Source organism: Acinetobacter sp. CY05 (assembly GCF_059515805.1).
In genome coordinates this window covers 1-26,567 of sequence record NZ_JCAKMW010000024.1, presented here as the reverse complement: position 1 = coordinate 26,567, position 26,567 = coordinate 1, and the positions used below count along the sequence as shown (strand labels likewise).

Sequence of the window (26,567 nt, the reverse complement as noted above, 5' to 3'; positions counted from 1 at the left end):
CCAATCGCAATCAGCCAGTCTGTCCACAAGCGCTTTATATTCAATCTTTTTCCACCTGCTCAGTACGGACGCGTCGCTCTGCTTGACCTTGTGCAGGATCTTGTAACACTTGATCACCCACCTTTAAGCCTTTGACAACTTCAACTTGAGTGGCACTTTTTAGACCCATTTGGATCGCTTGACGATAAAGCGTATTATCACGTACAACCCAAACGCTGGCGTTATTGCCCTGAATATCAAATACTGCATCATTATGAATAACTAAAGCTTGATTACGGCGTGCGGTTTCAATGTTGACTGAAACCGTCATATCTTGACGTAAAAAATCCGGTACTGGATCAACTCCAAGTTTGACATCAACTGTGCCACGCTGTGGATCTATACTCGGTGCAATAAAATTGAGCTGTGCGGGAAAAGGGCGTTCTGGATAGGCATCCGCAATAATCTGTGCTTTTTGTCCCAATGCTAAATAAGGTAAATTTTGTTCATCTAGCGGTACTAAAATTTGGGTAGGCCCATCTACGGCAAGGGTAAATAAAGTTTTACCCGGTTGCACCACGTCTCCTGTTTCTACTTCACGGGTTAAAATCGTGCCTGCGACTTGTGCACGCACTTCACTTTTTGCTAATTGGGCTTTTAAGGCATTTAAGCGTTCAATCAGAGTCCGTTCTTCAACTTGACCGGGTGCTAAACTTTGTGCTTTTAAGCGTGCGGCAGCCAAATTGTTTCGTGCTAGACGTTCAGCTTCTAACGCTTGTTCTTTTTCTTCTATCGATAACACACCAGGTTCAGTATTTTGACGACGCTTTGCTTCACGGCTGGCTTGTTGCAGTTGAAACTGCGCACTTTGTAACTCAACTTGGGCTTGTGGATAGCGGATACGACGTAACTCTTGAATGGCATTTTCAGCTTCACGGACTTGTGCCTTCAGATCATCCGATTGAATGACCACTAAAACATCACCCACTTGGATCTGATCACCTTCTTGCACACGGCGTTCCAGTACAACCCCAGATATTTCACTACCAATTTCACTGCGAGAGACATTTTCTAAACGTCCAGAAGCAACTACGGTTTGTACCAAAGGCTGCTGTTGAACTGTATAGGTGCTGACAACAGGGCCTTGCCAGCTACGCCAAGCCCATAGACCCATAATGAGAGTCACCACAACAGCAATCATCCAAATTTTTTTACTGCTAGACGCTGCCAAAAGCGTTCTCCTTCTAGCCTATACAGGTTTATATTGGCGGCTACCATAGGCGCGTGAAATTTCAGGTGAACGTAAAGCCAAATGTTTGCTTTTACGCCCAGTGACACGTTGACGCCAAAGCTTAAAACTACTGGATTTAAGCTCTTTACGCATTAAGCGAATCACGGCAGCTTCATTTAAACCATATTCACGAAAAATGGCTTCAAATGGGGTACGATCTTCCCAAGCCATTTCAATGACTCGTGAGAGATCTATCGCGCGATGTAACATCAAGGTGACCTATAACCGACATATTTTGAAACTTATCTTAAGCGAGTAAAAGTGAAATATATGTGATTTTTTTGTTGCTTAAACCTTGTTTTGTCTAAACTTAATTCAGTAAAGAGGTTGAAAATGAAGAAACAACATTTACCTCAAAAAATATGCGCAAGCTGCGGTTTAAATTTCGCGTGGCGCAAAAAATGGCAGCGTTGTTGGGATGAGGTGAAATACTGCTCAGAACGTTGTCGTCGTCAGCATAAAATAAAATCTAAATAATCGATCATTTTTATGAATTTTATTTGTTTTACTGTTGCATGTATTGTGCTTATTCTAGATATAGATCAAGTGATTCAACACAGCTGCAACGCATAATGCCTGTGTATGATCATCCTTTAAGCCAAGCAATTCTCCCCTCTTTGCTTGGCTTTTTTTTCTCCTAAGGTAGAGCTGTGACCAGCTTAGGATAGATCAAGCCATCTAAGTCCAATTTGACCTCATATACGCCGTGATTCAAGTTAAATTGATTGACATGATAAGTCGAGCCATAAATGGAACTTAAATCATTAGATTTCTTAAATACCTGTTGATTGGCTTTTAAATCTAACAGATGAGTACCATTCATAAATTGCTCATATTGTTCAGGTGCAACCCCTACACGCTTTGCCATAATATTTAAGGCATCTTGACGTGTGGCAGGATCTTGAATGTAGCGGACGGTACGATCCCAAACCTGAATAATTTTTTTCCACTCTTCTGGGTATTTGGCTAAATGACTCATATTGACACTTAAGGTGTCGTAGATTAAGCCTGGCTTGTCCTGAGAAGAATAGATAATGTGAGCACCCGCCACATTTTTTAGGGCTTGATTGGCAACGGGTTGCCATACTGCAATAGCGTCTACATGGCTGCTGGCAAACACTTGAGGAAGCTCATTGGTCATGGCATTGACCAAATTAACCTCTTGCTCTTGAATATTAACATCCTCTAGTGCTGTAGCAAGCAAGTTATGATCGACCAGACCTTTCTCAACTGCAATGGTTTTACCTTTTAAGTCTTGCACGCTTTGAATATCTGCTTTGGCAATAATGACGTCATTACCTGCCGAATAATCTGTTGCCATAATCATGACACCGCGTGTGCCACCTGAAGCAATCACTAAGTTATCCCCATTGGATATCGAAATTGCATCAAGTTGATTGGCTGCAAAGGCATTCATGGAGGCTGAATAATCAAACCATTTAAAATCAACCTCAACACCCGCGTCTTTAAACCAGCCTTTTTCAATCGCCACCTGCCAAGCGACCCAACCTGGCCAATCACTATAACCAATTTTAATCGGCTGCATGGCTTGCTTGAGTTTGGCTTGGGCAGAAGGTTCAGGGATTTTGGCGGTTTTATCGCAACCTGTGAAAAAGAGAACACTACCAAGCACGGCCAAGGTTAGGGCTTTCATGGCAGTACCTCAACAGTTTTTGGGGTGCTGGCATGGCTTTGCGCTTGGCTAAGTTGTTGGATATAGGCACGCCAACCCCCAAATTGACTGATATTGGTTGCATGTTCTAAGGCATAGCCCTCGCAAATAAAGCCTTTTACCCACGTCCCATCTGCGAGTTGTACGTTGCCAATGCCTAAAGGTGCGGGTACTTCTGCCACAATTTCACCAAAGCGAGCCATTGGTACATCCCAAACCTCGACCTGAATGCTTTGACCGTGTTGTGTATAAGCCAAACCTGGTTTGGCAGGCTGAGTATTGGCAAGCGCAAAAAGTTGATAATGTGCGGCAGTTTCTGTCTGCTTTAGCAAGGTGGCACAGCGAGAGGTTAATTGAAAATTCAGTGGCATGCCGGTTAAGTGTGCACCCACCACAGCCAGTTTGACACTCGTTTTGCCAGAAATTTCAGATGTTTTTTGATACTGCTGTGTGGAGGTACCTAGATTTAAAGCAGTGGCCTTTTGCCATGTTTGACCAAAATGGGCCAAGGCTTGATCCATCCATGCAGCTGCAATAAACGTTACACCACTTGGCAAGCCATCAGCACGGATCGTATTAGGTAAGGCCAATGCTGCTAAATCTGCAAAATTAACAAAGTTGGTATAAGCTCCCATATGGCTGTTTTTAGTGATTGGATCTGCCTCAAGCTCACTGATTTTATAAATAGTTGGTGCTGTAGGTACCATTAATGCATCAAACGCTTGTAAAGCCAGTTGAATACGTCGGGAAAGTTCGGCACGTTCATACTCCGCTTCAATTAAATCTACAGCACTGTATTGGTCGGCTTGACTGGTAATATGACAAATGACAGGATGTAAGGCATCACGACTCACCTGCTGTTTGACTGCACTGTCACGCTCTGCGACCCAAGCTTTATGATAAAGTGCCGATGCCAACTGATTGAAGTCTTGAAAATCAATCTCTTGAATTTGATAGCCGAGCTGTTTAACACGCGCTATAGCAAGATCAAATGCGTGTTGCGCTTGTATATCGCCATAGAACTCTCGCTGTGCCGGAATCGCAATTTTTCCCTTAGAAAATTGTGTGGCGACATTGCCAGGATGCTGGCGTGAATAGGCATCTTGGGTGTCAAAGCCTTGCATGATCTGTGCAACTTGCCAAGCATCATCGACTGTCAACGCAAAAATTGAGATTACATCAAGAGTACGACAGGCAGGAATTAAGCCTGTGTTAGAGAACCAGCCCTTGGTGGGCTTTAAACCTACAATATTATTATGAGCGGCTGGGACCCGCCCAGAACCTGCAGTATCTGTACCTAAACTAAAGGGCACGCACCCTTTAGCCACCACCACGGATGAACCCGAACTTGACCCACCGCTGATATACGCTGGATTGAAACTATTTTTTACCGCACCATACGGTGAACGTACCCCAACCAAGCCGGTCGCAAATTGATCAAGATTGGTTTTGCCAATAACAATGGCACCTGCAGCTTTTAGTTTTGCCACCACATGTGCATCTTGTGTGGCGAGATAGGCTGCTGCTTCACAGGCGGCAGTGGTATAAAACCCTTCCACATCAATATTGTCTTTGACTGCAAAGGGAATACCGTAAAGCGGTAAATCTGATGGTAAACGTACTAATGCTTCAATTTGGCGCTGAAGTTGATCGCGTGAGGCAATACTGATCCATGCATGATCGGTATTGTCTAATTGCTGGGTATAGGCATATAAATCATTCAGCTGAATCTGCTGATCTTGATAAGCAGTTTTCCAATCTTGAAGGGTCCAATAAGCGTGCATGTTGTTATCCTATTTCGTTTTGCGCCAGAGGTGGCATGACGGCGTCCATCAGCTCTAAATGACCTTTGATGACACCTTTTAGTGCAATAAAATTTTGACTGATTCTTTTTAAGTCATGACTTTGCCCTTGTAGCAACATCACTTGCATAATTTTTTGATCATCAAGTTGAATATGCTGTGAGCTAATCACTTCTTTCAGGTGTTTTTGCTGTAAATCAATGATCTGATAGTGAATATTTTTAGATTGAATACTATAAAGTAAGGTCAGTGTGCCCACCATCACTGCGTTGGCTTGCTCGTCTGCATTGACCAAATGCTGATGAATCATATCAACAATCGCTTGCGAACGATTTTCATAGCGCTGTTCAACAATCTTCTCGTCTAAAGCGCTTAATGTGGCTTCAGGAACGGTAATACTAATGCGAGCAAGTTTATGTTTTGGCACACTTCTTTCCTTATTTATGCTGATTTTGTGATAGATATACGCCAGCGCGCGCACTAAATAAAGCAATAAAAAAAGCTTTCAGGGTACGTTGCAATAATTTGGTTTGTGAATACATGACAATACTCCCAATTTAGTATGACGAAATTTAAAATTTGTATTACTAAATAATTAGCATAAAGCGTGCCAAAGCTTAGTAGATGCTTTAATTTTGCTGGCATTAGTATGCAGATCACTATCTATGAAAAAGCACATTAAAAAATCAAAAAAATGATTCTAGATGCAATGAGCACAATTGACCTAGACACCTTGCTTACTTGGAGCAGAGGAGCATATTCAAGTGAGCTCGAAGCAGTTAAAATGAAGCATTAAATGTTATGGCTTAAGTTTTATGATGACTAATCTTTTTAAAATAAATAAAAAATTAATCTACTTAGGCATACTCAGCGCCAGTGTACTGAGTGTCAGTGGTTGTCAATTGGTCAACATTCAACACAATAAAATCGAACAAGCCATTCAACAGCGTAGTCAAACCATTATTAGCAGTTCAAAATTAAGTGCCGACACACAAAGTTTATTGGCCATGAGCGCTTATAGCGACACCAGCTGCTTTCGTGAGTTTCAACAGTGTAGCCATGCGATTAGTGCCCAACAGGTGATTCCGGCACATGAGCGTTATAGTGCTTTAAGTGAGCTTTATTTAGCCCACGCTTTGTCCTTAGATCAGCACTGTAAAACCAAAGCGTGTACTCAGCAGACCTTGTCCGCTTTAGATTTAAGCTTACGTTATAGTTATGCTTATTTATTTAAAGCAGGCACCCACCCTCATCAGCATGCCTTTGATCTGCGTCAAATGCAGGTTCGCACTTTATATAACTATGCTTTATCACGTTTAATTAGTTTGCAATACCAAACCAAGCGCTTTAAAACATTGCCAGCGCAATTTTATATTGGACAACATCTCTATCACATCGACACGCAAAATTATCCTGAACTTAAAGCGCTTGAGATAGATGCATTACAGTCAAGTTATACGCTCAATTTTTCTGGTTTTAGTAAGATCAACCGACAAGATGGCTTAGGGGCTGAATTTGTTGTAGCTAGAGCTGCTGAACCTGAAGTCGCCAATGATTTCATTGTTGATCCTGCAAATTATTACAAAAATCGAGAGAATCCTCGGTTACATTACCCGCAATATTTAACGGTTACAGCTACTTTACAACCGATTGATGCAAAAGCATCTGCCACAGATATTATTTCAGGTCAAACTCCTCTCAAGTTAAGTGTCTACAATCCTTATCAACATCAATTGGCACGCTTAAATGAGCAAGAATATACCTTAACAGCAAATTACACGGCGCCCTTTGCGTACTGGTTAGCCCATAATAAATTGGGTAAAGTTGGATATTTGAGCTTGCTGGATCGGGCTGAAGCTTTGCGTATGCCGCATTTATACCGCTTAGAGCCTTACCAACCACACAAGAAAGTGATTGTTTTGGTGCATGGTTTGGCCAGTAGCCCTGAAACTTGGGTCAATTTAACCAATAATATTTTGGGTGATCCGGTATTAAGAGAAAATTACCAAGTATGGATGATGGCCTATTCTACCAATATGCCAATTTTTGAGAGTCGCTTCCAAATTCATGCCTTACTTCAACAGGCATTTGCTCAAGTTGAGTCCAATTCAAACTCTGCCAAAGACGCAGTGTTGATTGGACACAGCATGGGTGGGATTATTAGTCGCTTATTGGTCAGTGATGCTGATATTTCTAAGCAAGCGATTCCTTTGATGAATTACGAGCAATATAGTCGTTTACAACAAAATCCAGTGATTGCGGAGCGTTTCCAATTCAAAGCAGATTTACCTTTTAGCCGTGCAGTATTTGTCGCAGCACCGCACCGTGGCAGCGATTTGACTGATCGGTGGTATGTTGAATGGGCCAAAAAATTGGTTAAATTGCCAACGTCTTTTTTTGAGCAAGTAGATGTGCGCTTAGATGCTAAAAATAGTACACAAGGTTTGATTCATTCAGGACCGGATGATTTAAGCCCCAACTCACGTTTTATGCAATTAACCCATCAGATCATGCCTAAAGCAGGTTTGCCTTATCATTCGATTCTGGGCAATGCCACCAAATTTGATACTCCGCAAAGAATGTCCGATGGGATTGTGCCCTATGCAAGTTCGCATTTAGAAGGTGCACAGTCTGAACAGGTTTTTAAAGGTGGGCATTCGATTCATGCCAAACCTGAAACGATTTTGGAGTTAAGACGAATTTTGCATGAACATTTGGATCAGAAGCCCTAATTTAAGATCAATAAAAAGACCGCTTTATGCGGTTTTTTTATATCTTTTTATAAATGGTATCGCTTCGGTCAATGTCTAAAACAAGCACTAAAACGTTTTCATCAATGAATTGATAGACCAAACGATACCCTACTGATTTCAATTTCACTTTATATAAATACACAGATCCACTGAATTTGTTTTTCGGAGTTTTTTAGATTGTCTAAAAGGGTTTCGAGCTTATTCAAAGTGAGCTTTACAATCTTTTCACATTTAGCTCTGCTGCTAGTTTTGTTAAATGCACATCCTCAGAAAAACAATCTTTCAAAATGACTTTTGCACTTTCCAAAATTCGTTTTTTACTCCCACCATGCCACCGGCACCAAAGATGACAATTTTCATTATTTTTTCACTTTCAATACTTCGTTAAGATGTGCTTCCCGCCATTTTGTAGGTGTTGAGTTTTCCCATTCCTGAAATGCACGAAAAAATGATCCTTGCTCTTCATATCCAAGTAAATAAGAAATCTCAGCAAGATCTAGGCTTAAATCCAATAAATACTCACAAGCGAGCTGGTTTCTAGTTTCAGAAAGTAATGCTTGGAAACTTGCGCCTTCATTCTTTAAATGTCTTTGCAATGACCGCTGACTGATGGATAGTTCTTTTGCAACACTTCTTAGTTCAGGTCGTCCCGCAGTTAAAGATCTTCGCAATAGCCATTTAACTTGCTCAGAAACTGTTAAACCTGCGCTTTGTTGATTCAAACTTACTTCCAACGCAGCATCTAAAATCTTTAATAATTCATCGTTGTAGCTAGGGAAACCAAGATCTAAATCTTTTTGATAAAAATACACTCTATTCTCACTTGAGTTACAGTGTATCGGGCAGTTAATAAATCCTGTAAAAACATCTGCAATGTCACGATTTAAATCTAATTTGGCAGGTTGAACCAATTGCTGAGTACCTTCTCTAGCTAAGTAAATTAAAGAAGCAATTGTGGCATCTATAAGTGCATGAGGCGGTTTAAGCTGTTCAGTAGGCCATTTAATTGTGATACAGAGTAACCCTTTATCTTCTGTTAGGAATAATTCTTCGGGGGTGCATAAAGCCTTAAATCGCGAAACACGTTGGATAGCATCACGTAAATTTTTTGCATGATATGCTACTAAAAAAGACGGTGGTAAGTTTCCGCTATCCAATACTTGAAGAAGTTTAATCCCAACATTCTTACCCTTAAAATTTTCTAAGGCTTGCCACAGTTTAAAAAACTGTAGGGTTGTTATCCGTGCATCATCACGTGCAACATGTAAGGGTAGATCTGCTTCTTTAATTAACATAGAACGGCTTAAACTAAGCCGCTCTACTGCTAACCAAAATGCTGTTGGTAATTTTATATTCTCAGATATCACTTTGCTTGGAATCCGCCATCTATACTTAAAATATGTCCCGTAACAAAGCTGGCTTCATCCGAAAGTAGCCAAGCAATGCCATTCGCAATTTCTTCTGGTTTTCCTAAACGATTCATAGGGTGCATTGCGCTGATGTTCGCTTCATTATAATTTGCATCTCCCCCCTCTAATTGTTTCGCAATAATGTCTGTTTTAACAGCTCCAGGTGCTACACCATTAATACGGATACCATGAGAAGCATGGTCAACTGCTGAAGACTTAGTTAACCCTACAACTGCATGTTTAGTCGAAGCATATGTATCTGCCCATGGAATACCATTTAAGCCAGCAATTGACGCAAGATTTACAATAGATCCATGACCTTGTTTAAGCATTTGAATGATTTCATACTTCATTGAGAAATAAACGCCTAAAATATTAGTATTAATCATCTCTTTATACAGGTTCGTATCTGATAAATTGATGGTTGAGGTCTCATTAGAAATACCAGCATTATTGACAGCCATATCTAAACGTCCAAATTCATGCACGATTTGATCTATCATAATTTTGACATCATCTTCATTTGATACATCATTACGAATGAATCGTACCTGAGCATTATTTTTTGCGAAGCCTTTTATTTCTTCAACTGCTTTTAATCCTATTTCTGCACGTCGACCAGAAATAATAACTGTAGTCCCTTGTGACACCAGCTTTATTGCGGTTGCTTTACCAATACCCGATGCTCCACCTGTGATCAGTGCAATTTTATTTTACATTCGAAACTCTTCATGTTGATTATGTATAAATCAATATTAGAGGCTTTTCATTTTCTATATAAATCGAATTACGCCATCAATATGGTAAATCACGCCAATTATGAAATAAGTTTAGAATGATTACATTCAATCTATTTAAGATAATGACGATTATACGAGATGAGAGCCCCAGCTCTCGTTTTTTGATACAGAAAATGCTAGAATCTTTTATACGCCATTGACGTATAAAGAATCTATGTTATTCATTGAAACCAGTATCTTTACCAAGCAAATTAAAGACCTTGTATCTGATGAGGAATATCGTCAACTTCAACAAGATCTATTGATTCAGCCAGATAAAGGTGACTTAATCAAGAATGGCGGTGGCATTCGGAAAGTACGTTGTGCTCAAGGTAATAAAGGTAAAAGTGGCGGTATCAGAGTAATTTACTATTGGGTAAATGAGGATGATCAAATCTTTTTTTTGGTGGCTTATCCAAAATCTGTAAAAGATAATTTAACGGATAAAGAAACCGCTATACTACGCCAACTCGTGAAGGAGCAATTTCATGGATAACAACTTATTTGATGACTTAGTCGCTTCGATTAAAGAAGCAGGAGCAATCAAGCGCAAAGAGATCCAGGCAAGTCGAACAACCGAGCTTGAATTACCAGATATTAAGGAAGTGCGAGAAAAAACTGGTTTAAGTCAAAGCGAATTTGCAGCACGTCTCCAGATTAGCCATCGTACTCTGCAAAACTGGGAACAAGGCCGACGCTATCCAACAGGACCAGCAGCAACATTAATTCGAATCTTAGATGCACATCCTGGCCTTATTTAAAAAAGTCATCAAAAATGGGAGCTTAGCTCCCATTTTTGACTTCGTATAATCTGTATTATATTAATTTTAGAAAATTTTAAGTTTTAATTACTTATCAAAAACCATATAATCACAAATAATAATCATTTACAATTTGTGATATGCCTAAATATTATATTCCTGAATTTTATATAAAAAATTTCTTTCTATCATGCTTAGCATTAATGGTACTTACAGTTATCGTCACTTTTATTATTGATAATGTTCACTCAATTTATTTCAGTTTTTATGTCGCAGTTCCCATAGGAATAATTGGTTTAATAGCTCTTGGGTATTTCAATGCATCATGCTCCAATACAGAACAAAATGAAAAGCCTCTATACCTACATTTATTTATCATAACGATATTCTTTATCATCAGTGCTATCTGGTCAGAATCTGATATTTTCAGAACTATCTTAAGAGAATTAGCGTATCTAATTTTTTTACAACTCGGCGTTTATCTCTATTATAGAAAGAAGAAAGCATAAATATGCTTCTTTGACTGTTGTTTTTAATTTCTCTTGATCTTCTGGACTCAATTGATCATAAAATTCTGTTGCCAATACTGTGGTTTTTTTAGTAGTAGCTTTAATTTGGTTTTGTGAATGGGTTTGTCTTACTGCAACTATTGTCGATGTCGCATCTGCAATGATCTTTTGTTGTTCTAAAATCGCTTGTAAGTCTGGGACTTCATTTACTTTGCTGTTCGCAGTAGCGATGTTGCTATGTATACCCAGTTCTTCGCCTGTTGTATCTTTACTAGTTTAAGTAATTGTTTTTATTTAATCTTTTAACATAATTAGCTGATTTGTAGACGTAAAAAACCGCCAAGGTTGCGCGGACTTCCTAAGAAGAACTAAGCGTGGCGGCTATATTAAAATTATAACAGCGACAATTGTCATTATTAGCAAGCACTAATACCCCCATATACGGACGGTATTCATCTGTCATATCCAGTAAAGAAAGCAAATTCCCTCCTTTAAAAAGGAGGGTAAGGAGTGTTAGGGAGAATTCTTTAAGCCACTGGCGCCAACGTAAACAACACCTGCCCCGTTTTCACTGTCTGCCCTTTTTCAATAACAATGTCTTCAACCTTCATACGCTCAGGCGCAATAATTGGAATCTCAATTTTCATTGCTTCAATCACGGCCAAAGTTGCACCTTCTTCCACAATATCCCCTGACTGACATTCAATTTTCCAGATTGAACCCGGCATATGCGACTCCACTGCACAACCACCATCAGGAATTTGAACATCACTGTCATCCGTCACAGCATCAAGGCTTTCAGACACATATTCAGCCAAACCTGCTTCATGCCAGCGACGACGTTCTTCATCAAAATTGGCTTGTTGAACCGATTTAAATTCGGCAATAGACGCTTGGTTTTCAGTTAAAAAGTCATTGTATTCTTTTAAGTTCAACACACCTTCTTCAACACGAAGTTTTAAACGCCCTGCTTTAAAGTCCTCACGCATCTGCATCAGTTCTGCTTCAGACACTTCATAAAACTTAATTTGGTCAAAGAAGCGCAATAACCACGGCATGCCTTGTTCAAAGTCAGGGTTTTTACGGTAACGTGACCACATTTGCGTGGTACGACCCACGAACTGATAACCACCCGGGCCTTCCATCCCATAAACACACATATAGGCACCGCCAATACCCACGGCATTTTCAGGCGTCCATGTACGTGCAGGGTTATATTTTGTGGTCACCAAACGATGGCGTGGATCAAGCGGTGTTGCCACAGGTGCACCTAAATACACATCACCCAAACCCATCACCAAATAATTGGTGCTATATACAATGTCTTTTATCGCTTGTTTAGAATCTAAACCATTAATACGGCGAATAAACTCCACGTTATCAGGACACCACGGCGCATCATGTCGTACGGTTTGCATATAACGTTCGGTTGCCAATTGCGTTTGCGAATCTTCCCAAGCAAGCGGTAAATACACGGTACGTGAAGGCACTTGCATTTCTGTCACATCTGGCAATTCAGTTTCCGCCACTTGCAATAAACGCAGTAAATCAGTTTGATCAAGTTGAATTGAATCAAAATGAATTTGTAGAGAACGAATCCCAGGGGTTAAATCAATAATGCCTTGAATATTTTGATCTTTGACCCACTGCATTAAGGCATGAATACGGAAACGTAAATTTAGATCAAGCACTAAATCGCCGTATTCGACCAACATATAGTTGTTACCTGCAGGACGATACACCACATCAGGCGCACCATTTTCAGCTTTTAAAGTGTCTAAAATAGGTGTTTCTAAAGTATTTTTCTCGGCATAAAAGGCTTCATCAAAATTTACCAATGCCGTGTTTTCAGCATTCAGCATGGCATGATATTTTTCATTTAAAATGCTGGCTTGATGGTAGCTGACAGGCACAAATTTCACCTTATCGCCTGCTTTCAGTTGACCCACTTTCCACAGTTCTGAGCTGACGATTACCGCAGGACAGACAAATCCGCCTAAACTTGGACCATCTGGCCCCAAAATAATTGGCATATCGCCTGTAAAATCAATGGCACCAATCGCATAGGCATTGTCATGAATGTTCGATGGATGCAGACCTGCTTCACCACCATCAGTACGTGCCCACTCAGGTTTTTCACCAATTAAGCGCACACCTGTACGGCTTGAGTTAAAGTGAATTTCAAACTCTTGCGCAAAGAAAGAATCAATATCACGTTTGGTAAAGAAATCAGGCGCACCATGTGGACCATACATCACCGCAATTTCCCATGTATTTGAGAATGCAGGAATTTGTTCAGGTGCAAGCGTTTTCGTTTCAGTCGATGTAAATGCCGTGATTGGAAGCATATCGCCAATCAGTAAGTTACGCCCTGCATGACCGCCAAATTGACCTAAGGTAAAGGTCGCTTGTGAACCTAAATATTCAGGCACATTCAAACCACCTTTAATGCCGATATAACTACGGCAACCTGTGGCAATTTTACCTGATTTTAGAATTTGCCCTTTTTTGACGTTGACGGTTTGCCACATCGGTACGGCTACGCCATCCAGTGTTGCCGACATTTCACCACCCGTGATGGCAATTTGACTATCACAATGGAATTTTAAGCTGGGTCCTTGTAGGGTACATTCTAAACCTGCAGTGTTATAGGCATTGCCAAGCAGTTGATTTGCCACATTTAAAGACAATGGATCAATCGCACCTGAGGGCGGAACACCGACATCCCAATAGCCCAAACGACCTGTGACATCTTGCACGGCGGTTTGAATGCCGGCTTGGAGCACTTCAATTTTCTGAGTTTTCCACTCAAAGGTATTTAAGAAGCGTGTGGTTTGTGTGCCTGCTTTAAAGACATCGCAGTCGATAATGTTTTGTAGATATTCAAGATTGGTTTCAATCCCTGCAACTTGGGTTTTCGCCAAGGTATCTGTCATGGCTTGAATCGCAGCCTCACGATCATCTGCGGTTACAATAATTTTGGCAATCATTGGATCATAGAATGATGAGACGTTAGAGCCTGTTTCCACCCACGTTTCATTACGGGCATTGGCATCAAACTCGACATGCGTCAGTAAACCTGCGCTTGGTTGGAAGTTTTTAATTGGGTCTTCGGCATAGAGACGAACTTGAATCGAATGACCTTGTGACTCAAGTTGAGTTGTTGGTGGCGTCCAATCCCCACTGCCTAACGTTACCATCCATTCAACCAAGTCCACACCAAACACTTGTTCGGTGACACCATGCTCGACTTGCAGACGAGTATTCACTTCCAAGAAATAGAATTCTTGGGTGTCGGTATCCATGACAAATTCAACCGTACCTGCCGAGCGGTAATTTACCGACTGCATCAATTGAATCGCAACATCTTGGATATAGGCACGTTGTTCATCGTTTAAATGTGGTGCAGGTGTTTCCTCAATCACTTTTTGGTTACGACGTTGCACCGAACAATCACGCTCGCCCAAAGCTAAGACTAAGCCGTGACCATCACCAAAGATTTGCACTTCAATATGACGGGCATTTTGCACGAATTTCTCTAAGTACAAACCTGCATCTTTAAAATTGGCTTGCGCTAAATAGGATACAGTTGCATAAGCATCTTTCAGCTCGTCTTCATTCCAGACCAAACGCATACCGATTCCGCCACCGCCTGCGGTACTTTTCAGCATGACTGGATAGCCAATACGATTGGCTTGCAATAACGCTTCAGCTTCATCTGCAAGCAATTGACTACCCGGAAGTAACGGTACATTGGCTTGAATCGCCAACTCACGCGCGGTATGTTTTAAACCAAATGATTTCATTTGGCTGGAATTTGGCCCTAAAAAGACAATACCTTGTGCTTCACATAAATCACAAAATTCTGCATTTTCAGATAAAAAACCATAACCGGGATGAATGGCTTGTGCGCCTGTTTGTTTGGCAACTTCTAGAATTTTATCGATATTTAAATAACTTTGGCTTGCAGGGGAATCGCCAATAAAAATGGCTTCATCCGCTAAAGTCACATGTAAAGAGTCACGATCCGCTTCAGAGTACACCGCAACAGATTGGATCCCTAATTTTTTTAAGGTACGAATGACACGACACGCAATTGCACCACGGTTGGCGATTAAAACTTTGTTGAACATTTTCTTATTCCTCGCCTTCACGGATGATCAATTGAATTTTGGTTGGGTTATAGGCATTACATGGATTGTTTAACTGCGGGCAGTTTGAAATAAGGACGATGAGATCCATTTCGGCTTTAATCTGCACATATTTCCCCGGTGCAGAAATACCATCATCAAATTTCAAATGTCCCTCACTTGTTACAGGTACATTCATAAAGAAGTTAATATTTGGACCGATATGACGCACATTTAGTCCATGCTTTTTGGCTATCGGATGCTGTGACAAGGCAATCATGAAATTATTGCGGCAACTGTGCATTGGATATTTATCCAAGCTATAACGCACCGTGTTACTTTCACATGAACACGCACCGCCCAATGTGTCATGGCGACCGCAGTTGTCATCGTGAATGGTGGCAATCTTGTTACCAAAGTTGGTATATAAAGCCGTGCCTTTTTCTAAATAAATCTGTTGATTAATCGCTAAGGTATCTGTTGCACTATAACGCTCTTCAGGATTTGAAGCGGAGATAAAAAGCGTATCAACCGCTTGGTTGCCTTCAAGGTCAACAATACGGAAATACTGTCCTGTTTTGACTTCGCACATCCATGCTTCACCAGCAGGACAGACTTCGCTTAACACTGTTTTTTCATGATTTTGTAGTGAGTTCACAAGTGCAGTCATGTTGTATTCCCCCAATTAAGCGCTGAGTGCGTAGTAACGATTGTTATTTTGGAAAGCACGCTGATTTTGCGGGCATGAATCACGACATATGTCGCTGTCGCCTAAAGGCAGTGCTTTATACAGATTTAATTCGATATCGGCAGGTGCATACACGGCGCTATTGTCTAAAGCATGTGGTGCGCTCGATAAAAACACCAAGCAATCCATTTCAAAGCGCAGCTCAATCACTTGATCAGTATTGTCAGATGCCACATAGCTTAAGTTGCCATTGTCATCAGGTTGAACTTTTGAAAATAGATTTAAAGTACTGCTGAGGTCGGTTGCAGATAAACCAAATTTAGTCATCTCAAGCAGTAAAGAGTCCTTGCCGTTACGGTACATCTCATTACGAGCATCTTGAAAGGTTTTCGTGCCGAATTGTTGTTCAATTTGTTGAGCAGTACTTGGTGCACAAAAAGCATCATTCCAACCGTGATCATCTTTGACAATCGAGATCATCGCTCGACCTAAATCAGAAGCTAAAATGTGCCCTGTGCTTAAAAATGCCGTGTGTTGCCCTTTTAAGCTGTCTGGCATGTTGTAGCGTTCAAGTTTATCTTCACTATTGACGCAGTACAGCGCGACATTGGCATTTTTGCCTAAGGATTTGAGTTGTAAGACTGCGCCGCGCTGAATGCGTGCAGACCAGTGATGTCCACCCGGTAAACGTTCAGTCCAAAGGACTTGATCTTCGTGATAAGTTGTTGTGCTCATGTGCATCTACCTCAAGCTTTTAACGGTTTACCTCCCGGGCTTTTATCCCTCCGTGTAGCGATCAGTACTTCTTCTCGCCGTGAACTCTCGGTCTCAGACATACACTCATTTTATGTATCGGAACCCTAGATCACTTTATGATGAGCTTGATAGATGCAAAGGCTGTGCCAAATTAGTATTACGTTTTTTTGTTTTTATCATACTAAAAAGCACAATCAGACAAAAATCATGTTCCATTTTGGGGCGCAGTGTGCCAAAAAGAACAGATGTAAGCTTAAATAGTCCGCGTGTTAGCGGTTTGTAATTGAATCAACTTTTTAGCTCTGAGTACTGCTATAACAAGACATCTGTCTATTAATAAAGCTCTATCATTACAATGCCGACCACTTGTCATGCTGTCTCACATTTTCTAGATACCATGCCACCTCATGCACACTATGTGCTTTATTTAGATATTGACGGCACTTTAGCCGAGTTTCAGCTTGATCCCACACAGAGCTTCATTCCTGAAAAAACCTTACATCTTTTAAGTTGCCTCATCGCCTTGGATCATCCTGTAATCTTGGTCACAGGTCGCTGCTTAGCAGAAGCTCAGCAACTCGTCGCCGGTCTAGATGTGGATATTGCAGCGAGTCATGGTTTAGATCTGTATTTAAAACGCAAAAGATACCTCCCAGATATCAAAGCTGATCAGATTCAAGCCTTACATCAATCTGTGACACACGCCTGTCAAGGTGTTGCGTTAAGGCAAGAATACAAAGATTATTCAGTGGCTTTGCATTACCGTGAATATCCTCAATCAGCACAACAAGCTGCCCAAATCGCCATGCAAATTGTGCAAGATTTTCCAGATTTTTATCTTAAACAAGGTCAATGTGTCTGGGAAATTGCCCCCAAAGCCGCCCATAAAGGCAATGCGATCCAACGTATACACCATACTTTAGCCTTGCAGCAGCATTGTCCGATTTTTATTGGTGATGATGTCACTGATGAAGATGGTTTTGGCGTTGTCAATCAAATGGGTGGTGTAAGTATTAAGGTGGGTCAAGGTGCAACCCAAGCGCAGTATCGCGTTGACAACGTCATAGACTGCGCAGAATTCTTAGAACAATTTACAAAAAAAATAATTCATTACAAGAACAGGAACATGCTATGAGTAGATTAATTGTGCTTTCTAATCGAGTGAGTTTACCCAATAGCCAGCAAACGGCTGGGGGGCTTGCGGTGGCCCTGAATGATGCTTTGCAAGATCAAGGCGGGATTTGGCTGGGGTGGAATGGTGAGCAAATTCAAGATGGTCAGTTGCCTGAGTTTGGTGAGCAGCAACAGCAGCAAGTACTCTATCTCACCACGCCAATGACTGAAACTGAATATCAAGGTTTTTATTCTGGCTTTGCCAATAATACATTATGGCCAATGTTGCATAGCCGTAGCGATTTAATGCGTGAAGATCCACAGCAATATGCCATTTATCAGCAAGTTAATCAGCGCTTTGCGCAACAGATTGCAAACATTGCCCAGCCTGATGATATTATTTGGGTGCATGATTATCATTTTTTCAGTATTGCCAAATATTGTCGCCAATTAGGGCTTAAAAATCGTATCGGATTTTTCCTGCATATTCCATTTAGTCAATTGCAATATTGGCAGCAGCTGAGCGTTGCCACGCCCCTATTACATGACTTATTAGAATATGATGTGTTGGGTTTGCAAACCAAAGCCGACCAAAAAATCTGTTTACAGGTTTATAAAGACTTACTGCATAGCAGCCTTCAAGACAATATGATTGTCCAGAAAAAACGACAGGTGCTGATTCAGGCGTATCCTATTGGTGTAAATCCCAAGTTGATTCAAAAGGCCGCACAAGGCAATAGTTTAAAGTTGGAACGTTATTTTGATCCTTGTCCAAATCTAGATCAACCTTTAGTGATTTCTGCTGAACGCGTAGATTATTCTAAGGGGATTCCTGAACGTGTGGATGCGATTGAAGCCTTACTCCGTGAAAAATCCTTGCAAGGTCGTTTTGCTGCGATACAAATCGCGTGTCCTTGTCGAATGGAAGTGCCTATTTATAAAAAACTTTTTGAACAGGTCAATCAGCGCATTCGTGCTATCAATCAGGATTTAAAAACAGCAACTTGGCAACCGATTTACTTAACCAATCAAATGTTAGCCCATCATGAATTAATGCAGTTATATCGCAAAAGTCAAATCTGTTGGGTCAACTCGCTTAAAGATGGCATGAATTTGGTGGCCAAAGAATATATTGCTGCCCAAGATCCACACAATCCAGGCGTTCTTATTTTATCGCGCTATGCAGGGGCAGCAGAACAAATGCATGAGGCATTAATTGTGGATCCTCATGATGCCACAAGCTTAAAACAAGCCTTATACCAAGCGCTGACCATGTCTCTAGCAGAACGTATGCATCGCTATAAAGCTTTGATGGAGGGGATTGATAATGAGGATATTGAGGATTGGCGTGAACACTTTTTAACAGATTTAAAAAGTGTCACGGGAATACGCCAGAGTGCCGTTTAAATCGCACGGCGCTCTTGTTTGAGCGTGAATTGATTAAGCACAGCAATTAAGCTTAAACCGATCGCAATCACCATGAAGACTGCTGTTAAGCCAAACACTTCACTGCCTAAACCGACCAATGCTGGACCCAAAAGTGAACCTGTATAGGCAAAGGTAGAGACATAAGATAATGCTGCTGCTTTTGGCATTTGATTCTGGCGCCCCACACGGGAAAACATAATCGGCACGATGTTGGCACAGCCTAATCCCAAAATACTATAACCGAGTAATACAACCAGCCAATGCGGGGCCAAAATTACAGTCGCTAAACCTAAACCTGCTGCTAAGGCACTGAATAAAATGGTCTTGGTTTCGCCTAAAAATTGCTGAATTTGACGTCCTGCAAAACGCCCCATGGTCATGGTCACCGCAAAACAGGTATAGGCAAGCCCAGCATAAGCCGCTTGAACACCAAATTCTTGGGTTAAGTAAATTCCGCTCCAATCCATCGCAGAGCCTTCAGATAAGAAGGCAATAAAACACATGACGCCAATGAGAGCAACAAATGCACTTGGTAGGCCGCGTTTTGCTTTAGGTGTGCTCACCTCAGGCTCTTGTTGCTCGGTTTTGGTTAAGCATTTAGGGACAGCAATCAAGGCAAGCAATAAAATGAGTGCCACCAGACTAAGCGCTGCTATCAAGGGGGTAACGCCTAAAGCGAGTAAAGCCGTCATACTCATCACCCCGAGTAAGCCACCTAAGCTGCACATGCCGTGAAAGCTCGACATCATGTTTTTTGCGTATTGCTTTTCCACCATCACGGCTTGTAAGTTAATTGCAACGCCTAAACTGCCCGCTGCTGCACCAAAGGTAAATAAGCTCGCTGCCAGTAGCCAAGTATTGGGCACCATTGCTAATGCAGGTAACACCAGAATAAATAAGGCTAAAGCAGTGGCAATAATGGCACGCCCGCCAATTTTTTGAATCACAAAGCCTGTGGCAGGCATCGCCAGCATTGAGCCAATACCTGCACACAATAATAAGCCACCAAAATCGGCGTGATTTAACATTAAGCGTTGTTGCACAAAGGGAATTAACGGTGCCCAAGCTGCCGTAGAAAACCCTAAGCTAAAGAAGCACAGTAAGGTGGCTAAGCGCTGAGCAGATAAACGCTGTAATTGGACGCCTGATTGCAGCGCAATGGTTTTGGATTGAAGCATGTAATAACCCGACACAACAAAATAAAGCATCCAATTGCAGAAATTCCATAGAAAAACCCCTGCAAAATTAGATTAAAAAATAATCTATGCAGGGGTAATTTGGCGAAATTATACACAGTTCTGGCTAAAATACAGCTTATTTTTAAGTAAATTTAAACAAAAGCGTTTGCTTGTTATTTTTCACTGAATAAACATCAACTTAGGTTTAGAGTTTAATTCTATGAGTTGCTCACTTTTTTCAATAATTGCTGTTTGTATTGTAAGTTTTTTAAAAAATGGGCAAACCCTTCATCCACACGGCCATCAAGGCGACTACTGGTCGCCACACGGACTTGATTACTCCACACCACCTGACACTGCTCAGAGAGCATACGTTGTACCAAATCAACGTCTTCATGGCAGCTTAAGCCCTGAAAGCCCCCTACTTTTAAATAGGCTTCGCGGCTAAAACTTAAATTCGCACCGTGAATGTGACGATGATTCATACGATCTTGATAATGCGCTTTATACAGGGCTTGTGTTTGTGAAGATAAATCCTGCCAATCGTCAATCACCACTACACCGCAAATTAAATCAGCTGGTTGGTGTGAGAGTTGTTGGTTTAACCAGTCGCTGTACACACAACTATCGGCATCCGTACATGCAATCCACGTCACGCCTTGATCAATTAAATAGCGTACCCCTAAGTCACGTGCCTGCCCTACACAGCGCACATTGCAACACAAGTAATGAACATCAAGATCCTCAACACGTTGTAATGTTTGATCTTCACAACTGTCTAAAACCACCACCATTTTGACTTCAATGTTGGCATTGAGCTGCGCAATAGATCGCTTTACCGCAAGCAAACAGGCTTGGATATTGTCTTCTTCATTACAGGCAGGAATGACGACACCAATCATATTAAGCCCTCTTGTTTGGCAAGACTTAAGTTAGATTTAGACCAGACATCAATTAAAAAATCTGGATCGGTCACATTTAAATAGTGCTCAAGTTGTAGCTGCTGCCTGAGTACTTGATGCACCTGATCGCCAGTGAGTTCAAAATCTTCAATCGGATGTCGCCAGTGGCAGCATAATAAAGTCCCAGTCTCATGAAGATGCTGATTCAGCCAAGTGATTAATTGCTGAAGTTGAGGAGGATCAAGATAATATAAGATTTCCCCCACCACAATTAAATCAAAGCGCTGGTTGGGCAAGTGTTCAGGTACCCAAGCATGTTCGATGCGAATATGAGGATAAGCCGCAACACGGCGCCGTGCCAACTCAACTGCTTTAGGATGCCCATCTAAACACAGCAATTGGTGACAACGTTGTCCCAATGCTTCACTAAACACGCCATTGCTGCAACCGATCTCTAAGGCATTGTCATATTCTGGCTGCAATAATACACTCAGACAAATTTGCCGCTTACGGGCCTCATACCAGCGCTGTTCATAACCCCAAGGGTCATGACCTTCCGCATAAATTTGATCAAAATAAACTTGGGTTTTTAGCATATATAGACCTCCCATGCCTTGCAAATACGTTCAATCGCCTGTTGCGAAAGAATGGGAGCATTCATGGTGGTTGGGTCTCGCTCAATTTGAGTTTTGAAATGATCAATCGCCTGACGTTTCTTGTTTTGTTGATGTGAGCTAAGATCTAAACGCTGGGCACGTTGCCAAGGAATACGCTCATCATTGGGTTTAGCCCAGTGCCAAGCCCAGATTAAAACTTGATAACACACTAATCCATGATCACGTGCAAATTTTTCTGCAATTTTTCCAGTACCTTCATGATCTGGATGACCATCTTGTGCAAAGGTTGCAACTAAAATGTCTTGATCTTGAATAATATTTTCGAGTGCTAAATAAAGAGAGTTTTTCTGTTGATAGACTTGACCATCAGGTAAATTGAGTGCAATGCGTTGCACTTGATCGGTGGCGCCTAAATGCGCTAAAGCCGCCAAGGTTTCTTGTGGTCGCAGTTGATCGAGATCTTGTGCTGTATATTGTTTTGAATGTGGATGGCTTGCGGTACCATTGGTCACTGCAATAATCAAAATTGGATTGCCTTGCGCAATCAGTTGTTGAATTAAGCCGCCGCAGCCTAAAATCTCATCATCAGGATGTGGGGCTAAAATACAGACACGGCGTTGCTGAGGAAAAGCATGTTTTAAATCCAGTGCAGGAAGTTGTTGCAAACCCTGCCAATTTTCCCACACTTGCGTGCTGGTCCCATCCCCAAAAATAACGCGGTCATCTACAATATCGTGTTTTATAATGTCCATTGTTCTATCTCCTGTTCAATCGTAAGCTCTCCAATTTGCGCAAGATCAAATGCCCCATGGGTTTGACGAATAAACACACTTAAATCTGCAATCAGTCGGGCAAAATGTCCATCCTGACAATAAGGTGCTGCCCCCAGGGCCAGTCCAACCTTTTCCATTACAAGACGTGCCGTTTGCTCTGTAAATTGACGTAGCATCCGAATCTTATATTCGTGCGTCTGATGAGGAGATTGATCAATACGCTGCGCAATCTCATAAAAATACTGCCGATTGATGTGTAGCGCGGTGCTGATTTCACCTAAATACATGGCTTTAAAGGGATGCGGCTTGTTTTGAAGCTGATTAAACAGCTGTTGTGCTAAGCGACTGCTTGCCCCATACCAACATGCTGCCACGCCCGCAGCGCCGTGCCAAAAACCAGGTCGATCAAGATAAGCATTTGGACCCGCAATTTTTTCGACTGCGACATGATCAAAGCTAATATTTGCAGTGGCAGTTTGTGCCATTCCTACGGCTTGCCAAACACTATGGTCAATTTGAATATTGGCATCACGTAAATCTACTAAAATTAATTGTGATTGTTGCTGTTCATCACGATAGGTCATCAGCGCCTTTTCGACGATTCCAGCCCCTGAGCACCATGCTTTCATTCCGTAGCAGTGATGATCTTGAACACGCAAAGGTTGTGGACCACCTTCTGCTGCCCATACCGCGTAAATCGCATCATGTTCAGCTGTATAACCAAGTTCATGCAAGATACTCAGTGCATCGAGATGAGATTCAAACCATTTCACTAAATTCAAATCCGTCGCTGCCACTTGAGACAGCGTTTGCCAACGCGATAAGGTATGCCCTTCACCTGGGTGGGCAATATCTGTGCTGGCTTGAATGAGTTTTTGTAAATTCACTGCAGCAGTCATATGATTTTGATCGCGTCGTTCGGCTTGTGTTGTTCTTTGAATAAATTCCTGTACTGACATATGCTCATACTTATTATTTTCGTTTCTCTTTCGAGTGTAAGCGTAGGGGCTTACACAGAACGTCATTTAATCGTGGTATTTATTAAGTTTTTTGTAATAGTGATCGCTTGATTTTGTGCGGTTTTTTCCAAAAAAACGCTTAGATTGAGGGTTTAGCTTTTATATTAATTTTTATCTGCTTTAATGAATATTTAGTCTTAGCATAAAAAAATCTAAAACTGCGCTAAAAAGAGATATCCAAGGGTGTGTTATTTTATTTTTTATTTTTAATTAAATATCAACAACCTATCTGGCTTTTAAATCGATTTTAAATTTAAGATATGCATAGCAGAATTTAAGATTTTGTTTGTGTCAGTGTGCTGTTTATATTTTAAAAATCGACATAAGTATAAATGTAACATGAAAATTAAATACCTTACTGCGCTTACGAGTTTAACTGTATTACTGAGTGCATGTGATCAAAATCCACAACAATCTCAAGCTTCTAGTGACAACAATCCTCACGCTCAAGTACCGAGTGAGCTAGCAATCGGTTATCAAAAAGCAGCATTAAAGCGTAAGCGTCCGCTGAACACACCTTATGAATTCATCCTATAAGCCTTAATTTAGTCCCCACTTAAAAACAAGTGGGGACTAAAATTTATGACTACAAATCACCAGACATCCATCGCATCTCTTGCGAAAAAACGAAGAACATACAGTGCTGAATTTAAACAGCAGATCGTTCAGGCTTGTAAAGCACCGGACGTTTCAATTGCTTCGGTCGCTTTGCAACATGGATTGAATACAAATCTTGTATCCAAATGGATTCGCTTAATTGATGCTAAGCCAGGGAGTGATCGCTCACCACTACCGAATAAACCTGCATTTATTGCCTTATCTTGCTCTGCACCATTAGATCCTACTCCTACTGACATGTTAAAGGTTCAAATTACTTTACCCCACTCAAAAGCAGAAATTGGCTTGAAATGGCAAGTATCAGAAATATCTGCTTTAGCAGAATTACTCAAGGCACTGGCAACATGATCCGCATTGATGAAATCTGGCTTTCTACCCAACCTCTGGATATGCGAGCAGGGATGGATACTGTCATGGCTCAGGTGGTGAGAGCCTTTGGCTACATTAAACCGCATTGTGCTTACCTGTTCTGTAATAAACGTGGCCATCGTATGAAAGTGCTGGTACATGATGGACTGGGCATCTGGCTGTGTGCCAGGCGGCTGGAACAGGGAAAATTCCACTGGGCTCAAGTTCACCAAGGTGAAACCGTGGCCCTCAACCCGGAACAGTTACAGGCATTAATCCAGGGTTTGCCCTGGCAGCGCATTGGACGACAGCAAGTGGTCACAATGCTCTAAACCAAGCTCGGTTATTCTGCTATTCTCCAAACGTTCTATTTCCTCTGCGTCATGACCTCAGGCATACTGCGATCATGAATACGCTGCCTGACTTAAGCCAACTGACCCATGAACAACTGCTGGAATTTACCCAGCAGTTGGCAATGCAGCATCAGTCTCTGGCACAATCAAATCAAGAATTAGAAAAATCAAACCAGCAATTGGATGCCAAAGTTCAGCATCTTTCTATTCTCAATCAAAAATACGAGCATGAACTGGCGCTGTTTAAAAAGCATAAATTCGGCAGTAAAAACGAACATCTCACCGCAAAACAAATCCATCTATGGGACGAAGCGGTCGAAGAAGATATCGCAGCCGTTGATCTGGAATTAGAACGATTAAATGCAGATAAAACCGATGCAGCGACACAGAAAGCCACAGTCAACAAACCTAAACGTCGACTGCTGCCAGATCATCTACACACCATCCGTATTGAGCATGAACCTGCATCAACCCAATGCAGTTGTGGCTGCCAGTTACGTCGTATCGGCGAAGATATCAGTGAAAAACTGCATTTCAGACCGGCACAGTTCTACAAGGAACAGCATGTCCGTGGCAAATGGGTCTGTGATCAGTGTGATACCCTGACTCAGCAAGCGATGCCCGCCTATGTGATTGATAAAGGTATTGCCAGTCCTGAACTGCTCAGCCATGTGCTGGTATCGAAGTATGCCGATCATTTACCGCTGTACCGTCAGCGCCTGATCTATCAGCGGGCTGGCATTGATCTGTCCAGATCCACTTTATCTGACTGGATAGGTCGCTGCGGTGTAGAACTGGAACCTCTGGCCAATGCCTTAAAACAGGTGGTGCTGCAACAGCGGGTGCTGCATGCAGATGAAACACCAGTCACCATCATGCGGATGGGTGATGATGAGAAAAAACCGAAGAAAGGTTATGTCTGGGCCTATGCCACCACACAGTACAATCCGGTTCAAGCCGTGATCTATGACTTTCAGGATAGTCGTTCAGGTCAGCATGCTGAAGCGTTCCTGAAAAACTGGCAGGGTCATCTGGTTTGTGATGATTACAGTGGTTATAAAGCACGCTTTAAATCAGGCCAGGTCGTTGAGGTGGGCTGTATGGCGCATGCGCGTCGTAAATTCCATGAACTGCATGTGACCAAAAAAAGTCAGGTCGCTGAACAGGCATTAGTGCTGATTCAGAAACTGTATGCCATAGAAGCAGAACTCAGAAAAAAGACCGATGGTACAGCAGAACAGCGCCGCGAATACCGACAACAGCATAGTCAACCGGTGATGCAACAACTGTATGAATGGCTCAACCAACATCAACTGACGGTGCCATCGAGTTCTCCCACCGCCAAGGCCATCAATTACACGCTGAAGCGTTGGCCAGCTTTAAGCCGCTATCTGGATGATGGCAATCTACCGATTTGCAATAATTGGGTAGAGAATCAGATGCGACCTTGGGCCTTAGGACGCAAGAACTGGCTGTTTGCTGGCTCGCTGCGCAGTGGCCAACGAGCTGCCAATATCATGACTTTAATCCAGTCAGCAAAGCTCAATGGCTTGGATCCGTATGCCTATTTAAGTGATGTGCTGAAAAGGCTACCGACACACAAAGTGACCCAAATTGAAGAATTACTGCCACACCGGTGGCAACCCGACCAAAATTAAAAAATAGGTATGGGGTTCAGCGGATGCTTAC

General features: G+C 41.8%; 25 protein-coding genes and 1 riboswitch. Of the genes, 10 read left to right on the top strand and 15 right to left on the bottom strand.

The window, feature by feature from the left end; translation table 11 throughout:
- Positions 1 to 40: 40 nt before the first annotated feature.
- Entirely contained in the window at positions 41 to 1,180 is a 1,140-nt protein-coding gene (locus AC5YCD_RS13505; RefSeq protein ID WP_496130530.1) for an efflux RND transporter periplasmic adaptor subunit, read from the bottom strand.
- Between the two features lie 48 nt (positions 1,181 to 1,228).
- Positions 1,229 to 1,480, bottom strand: a complete 252-nt coding sequence (locus AC5YCD_RS13500) for a TIGR03643 family protein (protein WP_496130525.1) — start codon at positions 1,478 to 1,480, stop codon at positions 1,229 to 1,231.
- A gap of 123 nt (positions 1,481 to 1,603) precedes the next feature.
- Between AC5YCD_RS13500 and AC5YCD_RS13495 the strand changes: the two genes are divergently transcribed.
- Complete coding sequence (locus tag AC5YCD_RS13495; protein WP_496130524.1) at positions 1,604 to 1,747, top strand: DUF2256 domain-containing protein; 144 nt, start codon at positions 1,604 to 1,606, stop codon at positions 1,745 to 1,747.
- 160 nt (positions 1,748 to 1,907) lie between these two features.
- On the opposite strand, the gene AC5YCD_RS13490 is transcribed toward AC5YCD_RS13495, so the two are convergent.
- Genes AC5YCD_RS13490 through AC5YCD_RS13480 form a run of 3 tightly spaced genes read right to left on the bottom strand, consistent with a single transcriptional unit; the run spans position 1,908 to position 5,171 of the window.
- Positions 1,908 to 2,924 carry an ABC transporter substrate-binding protein gene (locus AC5YCD_RS13490; protein WP_496130522.1) on the bottom strand — a complete coding sequence of 339 codons (1,017 nt, stop codon included), beginning with the start codon at positions 2,922 to 2,924 and terminating at the stop codon, positions 1,908 to 1,910.
- On the bottom strand, positions 2,921 to 4,726 hold the full coding sequence (atzF, locus tag AC5YCD_RS13485) for an allophanate hydrolase (RefSeq protein ID WP_496130521.1): 1,806 nt from the start codon (positions 4,724 to 4,726) through the stop codon (positions 2,921 to 2,923). The genes AC5YCD_RS13490 and atzF overlap by 4 nt, the downstream gene beginning before the upstream one ends.
- Positions 4,727 to 4,730: 4 nt before the next feature.
- Positions 4,731 to 5,171, bottom strand: a complete 441-nt coding sequence (locus AC5YCD_RS13480) for a CopG family ribbon-helix-helix protein (RefSeq protein WP_496130520.1) — start codon at positions 5,169 to 5,171, stop codon at positions 4,731 to 4,733.
- 388 nt (positions 5,172 to 5,559) lie between these two features.
- Here AC5YCD_RS13480 and AC5YCD_RS13475 point away from each other — a divergent pair, with 388 nt between their 5' ends.
- Positions 5,560 to 7,476 (top strand): alpha/beta hydrolase, encoded by a 1,917-nt coding sequence (locus tag AC5YCD_RS13475; RefSeq protein WP_496130519.1) that lies wholly within the window; start codon positions 5,560 to 5,562, stop codon positions 7,474 to 7,476.
- A 380-nt stretch (positions 7,477 to 7,856) separates the two neighbouring features.
- On the opposite strand, the gene AC5YCD_RS13470 is transcribed toward AC5YCD_RS13475, so the two are convergent.
- Together AC5YCD_RS13470 and AC5YCD_RS13465 are read right to left on the bottom strand one after the other, a co-directional pair.
- Positions 7,857 to 8,792, bottom strand: coding sequence for a helix-turn-helix domain-containing protein (locus AC5YCD_RS13470; RefSeq protein ID WP_496130518.1), 936 nt, complete (start codon positions 8,790 to 8,792; stop codon positions 7,857 to 7,859).
- Between the two features lie 68 nt (positions 8,793 to 8,860).
- Positions 8,861 to 9,607: an SDR family NAD(P)-dependent oxidoreductase gene (locus AC5YCD_RS13465; RefSeq protein WP_496130529.1), complete on the bottom strand. Its 747-nt coding sequence runs from the start codon at positions 9,605 to 9,607 to the stop codon at positions 8,861 to 8,863.
- A gap of 253 nt (positions 9,608 to 9,860) precedes the next feature.
- Between AC5YCD_RS13465 and AC5YCD_RS13460 the strand changes: the two genes are divergently transcribed.
- Both AC5YCD_RS13460 and nadS read left to right on the top strand, forming a co-directional pair.
- On the top strand, positions 9,861 to 10,181 hold the full coding sequence (locus AC5YCD_RS13460; RefSeq protein ID WP_496130517.1) for a type II toxin-antitoxin system RelE/ParE family toxin: 321 nt from the start codon (positions 9,861 to 9,863) through the stop codon (positions 10,179 to 10,181).
- A complete protein-coding gene (gene nadS / locus AC5YCD_RS13455) occupies positions 10,174 to 10,446 on the top strand; it encodes a NadS family protein (protein ID WP_496130516.1) in 273 nt (90 codons plus the stop codon). Before AC5YCD_RS13460 ends, nadS begins: the two co-directional genes overlap by 8 nt.
- Positions 10,447 to 11,482: 1,036 nt before the next feature.
- Here nadS and uca read toward each other — a convergent pair.
- The 3 genes from uca to AC5YCD_RS13440 are packed head-to-tail and all read right to left on the bottom strand — an operon-like array spanning position 11,483 to position 16,508.
- Positions 11,483 to 15,088 (bottom strand): urea carboxylase, encoded by a 3,606-nt coding sequence (gene uca / locus AC5YCD_RS13450; protein WP_496130515.1) that lies wholly within the window; start codon positions 15,086 to 15,088, stop codon positions 11,483 to 11,485.
- A 4-nt stretch (positions 15,089 to 15,092) separates the two neighbouring features.
- Positions 15,093 to 15,755 (bottom strand): urea amidolyase associated protein UAAP2, encoded by a 663-nt coding sequence (locus AC5YCD_RS13445; RefSeq protein ID WP_496130514.1) that lies wholly within the window; start codon positions 15,753 to 15,755, stop codon positions 15,093 to 15,095.
- 15 nt (positions 15,756 to 15,770) lie between these two features.
- Positions 15,771 to 16,508 carry an urea amidolyase associated protein UAAP1 gene (locus AC5YCD_RS13440; protein ID WP_496130513.1) on the bottom strand — a complete coding sequence of 246 codons (738 nt, stop codon included), beginning with the start codon at positions 16,506 to 16,508 and terminating at the stop codon, positions 15,771 to 15,773.
- Between the two features lie 29 nt (positions 16,509 to 16,537).
- A riboswitch (guanidine-I (ykkC/yxkD leader) is annotated at positions 16,538 to 16,648 on the bottom strand.
- Between the two features lie 236 nt (positions 16,649 to 16,884).
- On the opposite strand from AC5YCD_RS13440, the gene otsB reads away from it, so the two are divergent.
- Positions 16,885 to 17,664: a trehalose-phosphatase gene (otsB, locus tag AC5YCD_RS13435; protein WP_496130512.1), complete on the top strand. Its 780-nt coding sequence runs from the start codon at positions 16,885 to 16,887 to the stop codon at positions 17,662 to 17,664.
- Positions 17,661 to 19,049, top strand: a complete 1,389-nt coding sequence (locus AC5YCD_RS13430) for an alpha,alpha-trehalose-phosphate synthase (UDP-forming) (protein WP_496130511.1) — start codon at positions 17,661 to 17,663, stop codon at positions 19,047 to 19,049. The genes otsB and AC5YCD_RS13430 overlap by 4 nt, the downstream gene beginning before the upstream one ends.
- Here AC5YCD_RS13430 and AC5YCD_RS13425 read toward each other — a convergent pair.
- From AC5YCD_RS13425 to AC5YCD_RS13405, 5 genes are all read right to left on the bottom strand, one after another.
- Entirely contained in the window at positions 19,046 to 20,248 is a 1,203-nt protein-coding gene (locus AC5YCD_RS13425; protein WP_496130510.1) for an MFS transporter, read from the bottom strand. The two genes, AC5YCD_RS13430 and AC5YCD_RS13425, sit on opposite strands and share 4 nt — an antisense overlap.
- Before the next feature lie 218 nt (positions 20,249 to 20,466).
- Complete coding sequence (locus tag AC5YCD_RS13420) at positions 20,467 to 21,150, bottom strand: glycosyltransferase family 2 protein (protein ID WP_496130509.1); 684 nt, start codon at positions 21,148 to 21,150, stop codon at positions 20,467 to 20,469.
- Positions 21,147 to 21,746 carry a class I SAM-dependent DNA methyltransferase gene (locus AC5YCD_RS13415; RefSeq protein WP_496130508.1) on the bottom strand — a complete coding sequence of 200 codons (600 nt, stop codon included), beginning with the start codon at positions 21,744 to 21,746 and terminating at the stop codon, positions 21,147 to 21,149. The genes AC5YCD_RS13420 and AC5YCD_RS13415 overlap by 4 nt, the downstream gene beginning before the upstream one ends.
- The gene (locus tag AC5YCD_RS13410) at positions 21,740 to 22,519 is read right to left on the bottom strand and encodes a PIG-L deacetylase family protein (protein ID WP_496130507.1); all 780 of its coding nucleotides are present in this window, start codon (positions 22,517 to 22,519) and stop codon (positions 21,740 to 21,742) included. The genes AC5YCD_RS13415 and AC5YCD_RS13410 overlap by 7 nt, the downstream gene beginning before the upstream one ends.
- Entirely contained in the window at positions 22,507 to 23,499 is a 993-nt protein-coding gene (locus tag AC5YCD_RS13405; protein WP_496130506.1) for an acyl-CoA dehydrogenase, read from the bottom strand. Before AC5YCD_RS13405 ends, AC5YCD_RS13410 begins: the two co-directional genes overlap by 13 nt.
- Before the next feature lie 399 nt (positions 23,500 to 23,898).
- On the opposite strand from AC5YCD_RS13405, the gene AC5YCD_RS13400 reads away from it, so the two are divergent.
- The 4 genes from AC5YCD_RS13400 (at position 23,899) to tnpC (ending at position 26,536) form a co-directional block, all read left to right on the top strand.
- The gene (locus AC5YCD_RS13400) at positions 23,899 to 24,096 is read left to right on the top strand and encodes a hypothetical protein (RefSeq protein ID WP_496130505.1); all 198 of its coding nucleotides are present in this window, start codon (positions 23,899 to 23,901) and stop codon (positions 24,094 to 24,096) included.
- Between the two features lie 45 nt (positions 24,097 to 24,141).
- A complete protein-coding gene (gene tnpA / locus AC5YCD_RS13395; RefSeq protein WP_218999213.1) occupies positions 24,142 to 24,525 on the top strand; it encodes an IS66-like element accessory protein TnpA in 384 nt (127 codons plus the stop codon).
- Positions 24,522 to 24,857: an IS66 family insertion sequence element accessory protein TnpB gene (gene tnpB / locus AC5YCD_RS13390; RefSeq protein WP_164709242.1), complete on the top strand. Its 336-nt coding sequence runs from the start codon at positions 24,522 to 24,524 to the stop codon at positions 24,855 to 24,857. The genes tnpA and tnpB overlap by 4 nt, the downstream gene beginning before the upstream one ends.
- Before the next feature lie 74 nt (positions 24,858 to 24,931).
- On the top strand, positions 24,932 to 26,536 hold the full coding sequence (gene tnpC, locus AC5YCD_RS13385) for an IS66 family transposase (protein WP_496128784.1): 1,605 nt from the start codon (positions 24,932 to 24,934) through the stop codon (positions 26,534 to 26,536).
- Positions 26,537 to 26,567: the final 31 nt, after the last annotated feature.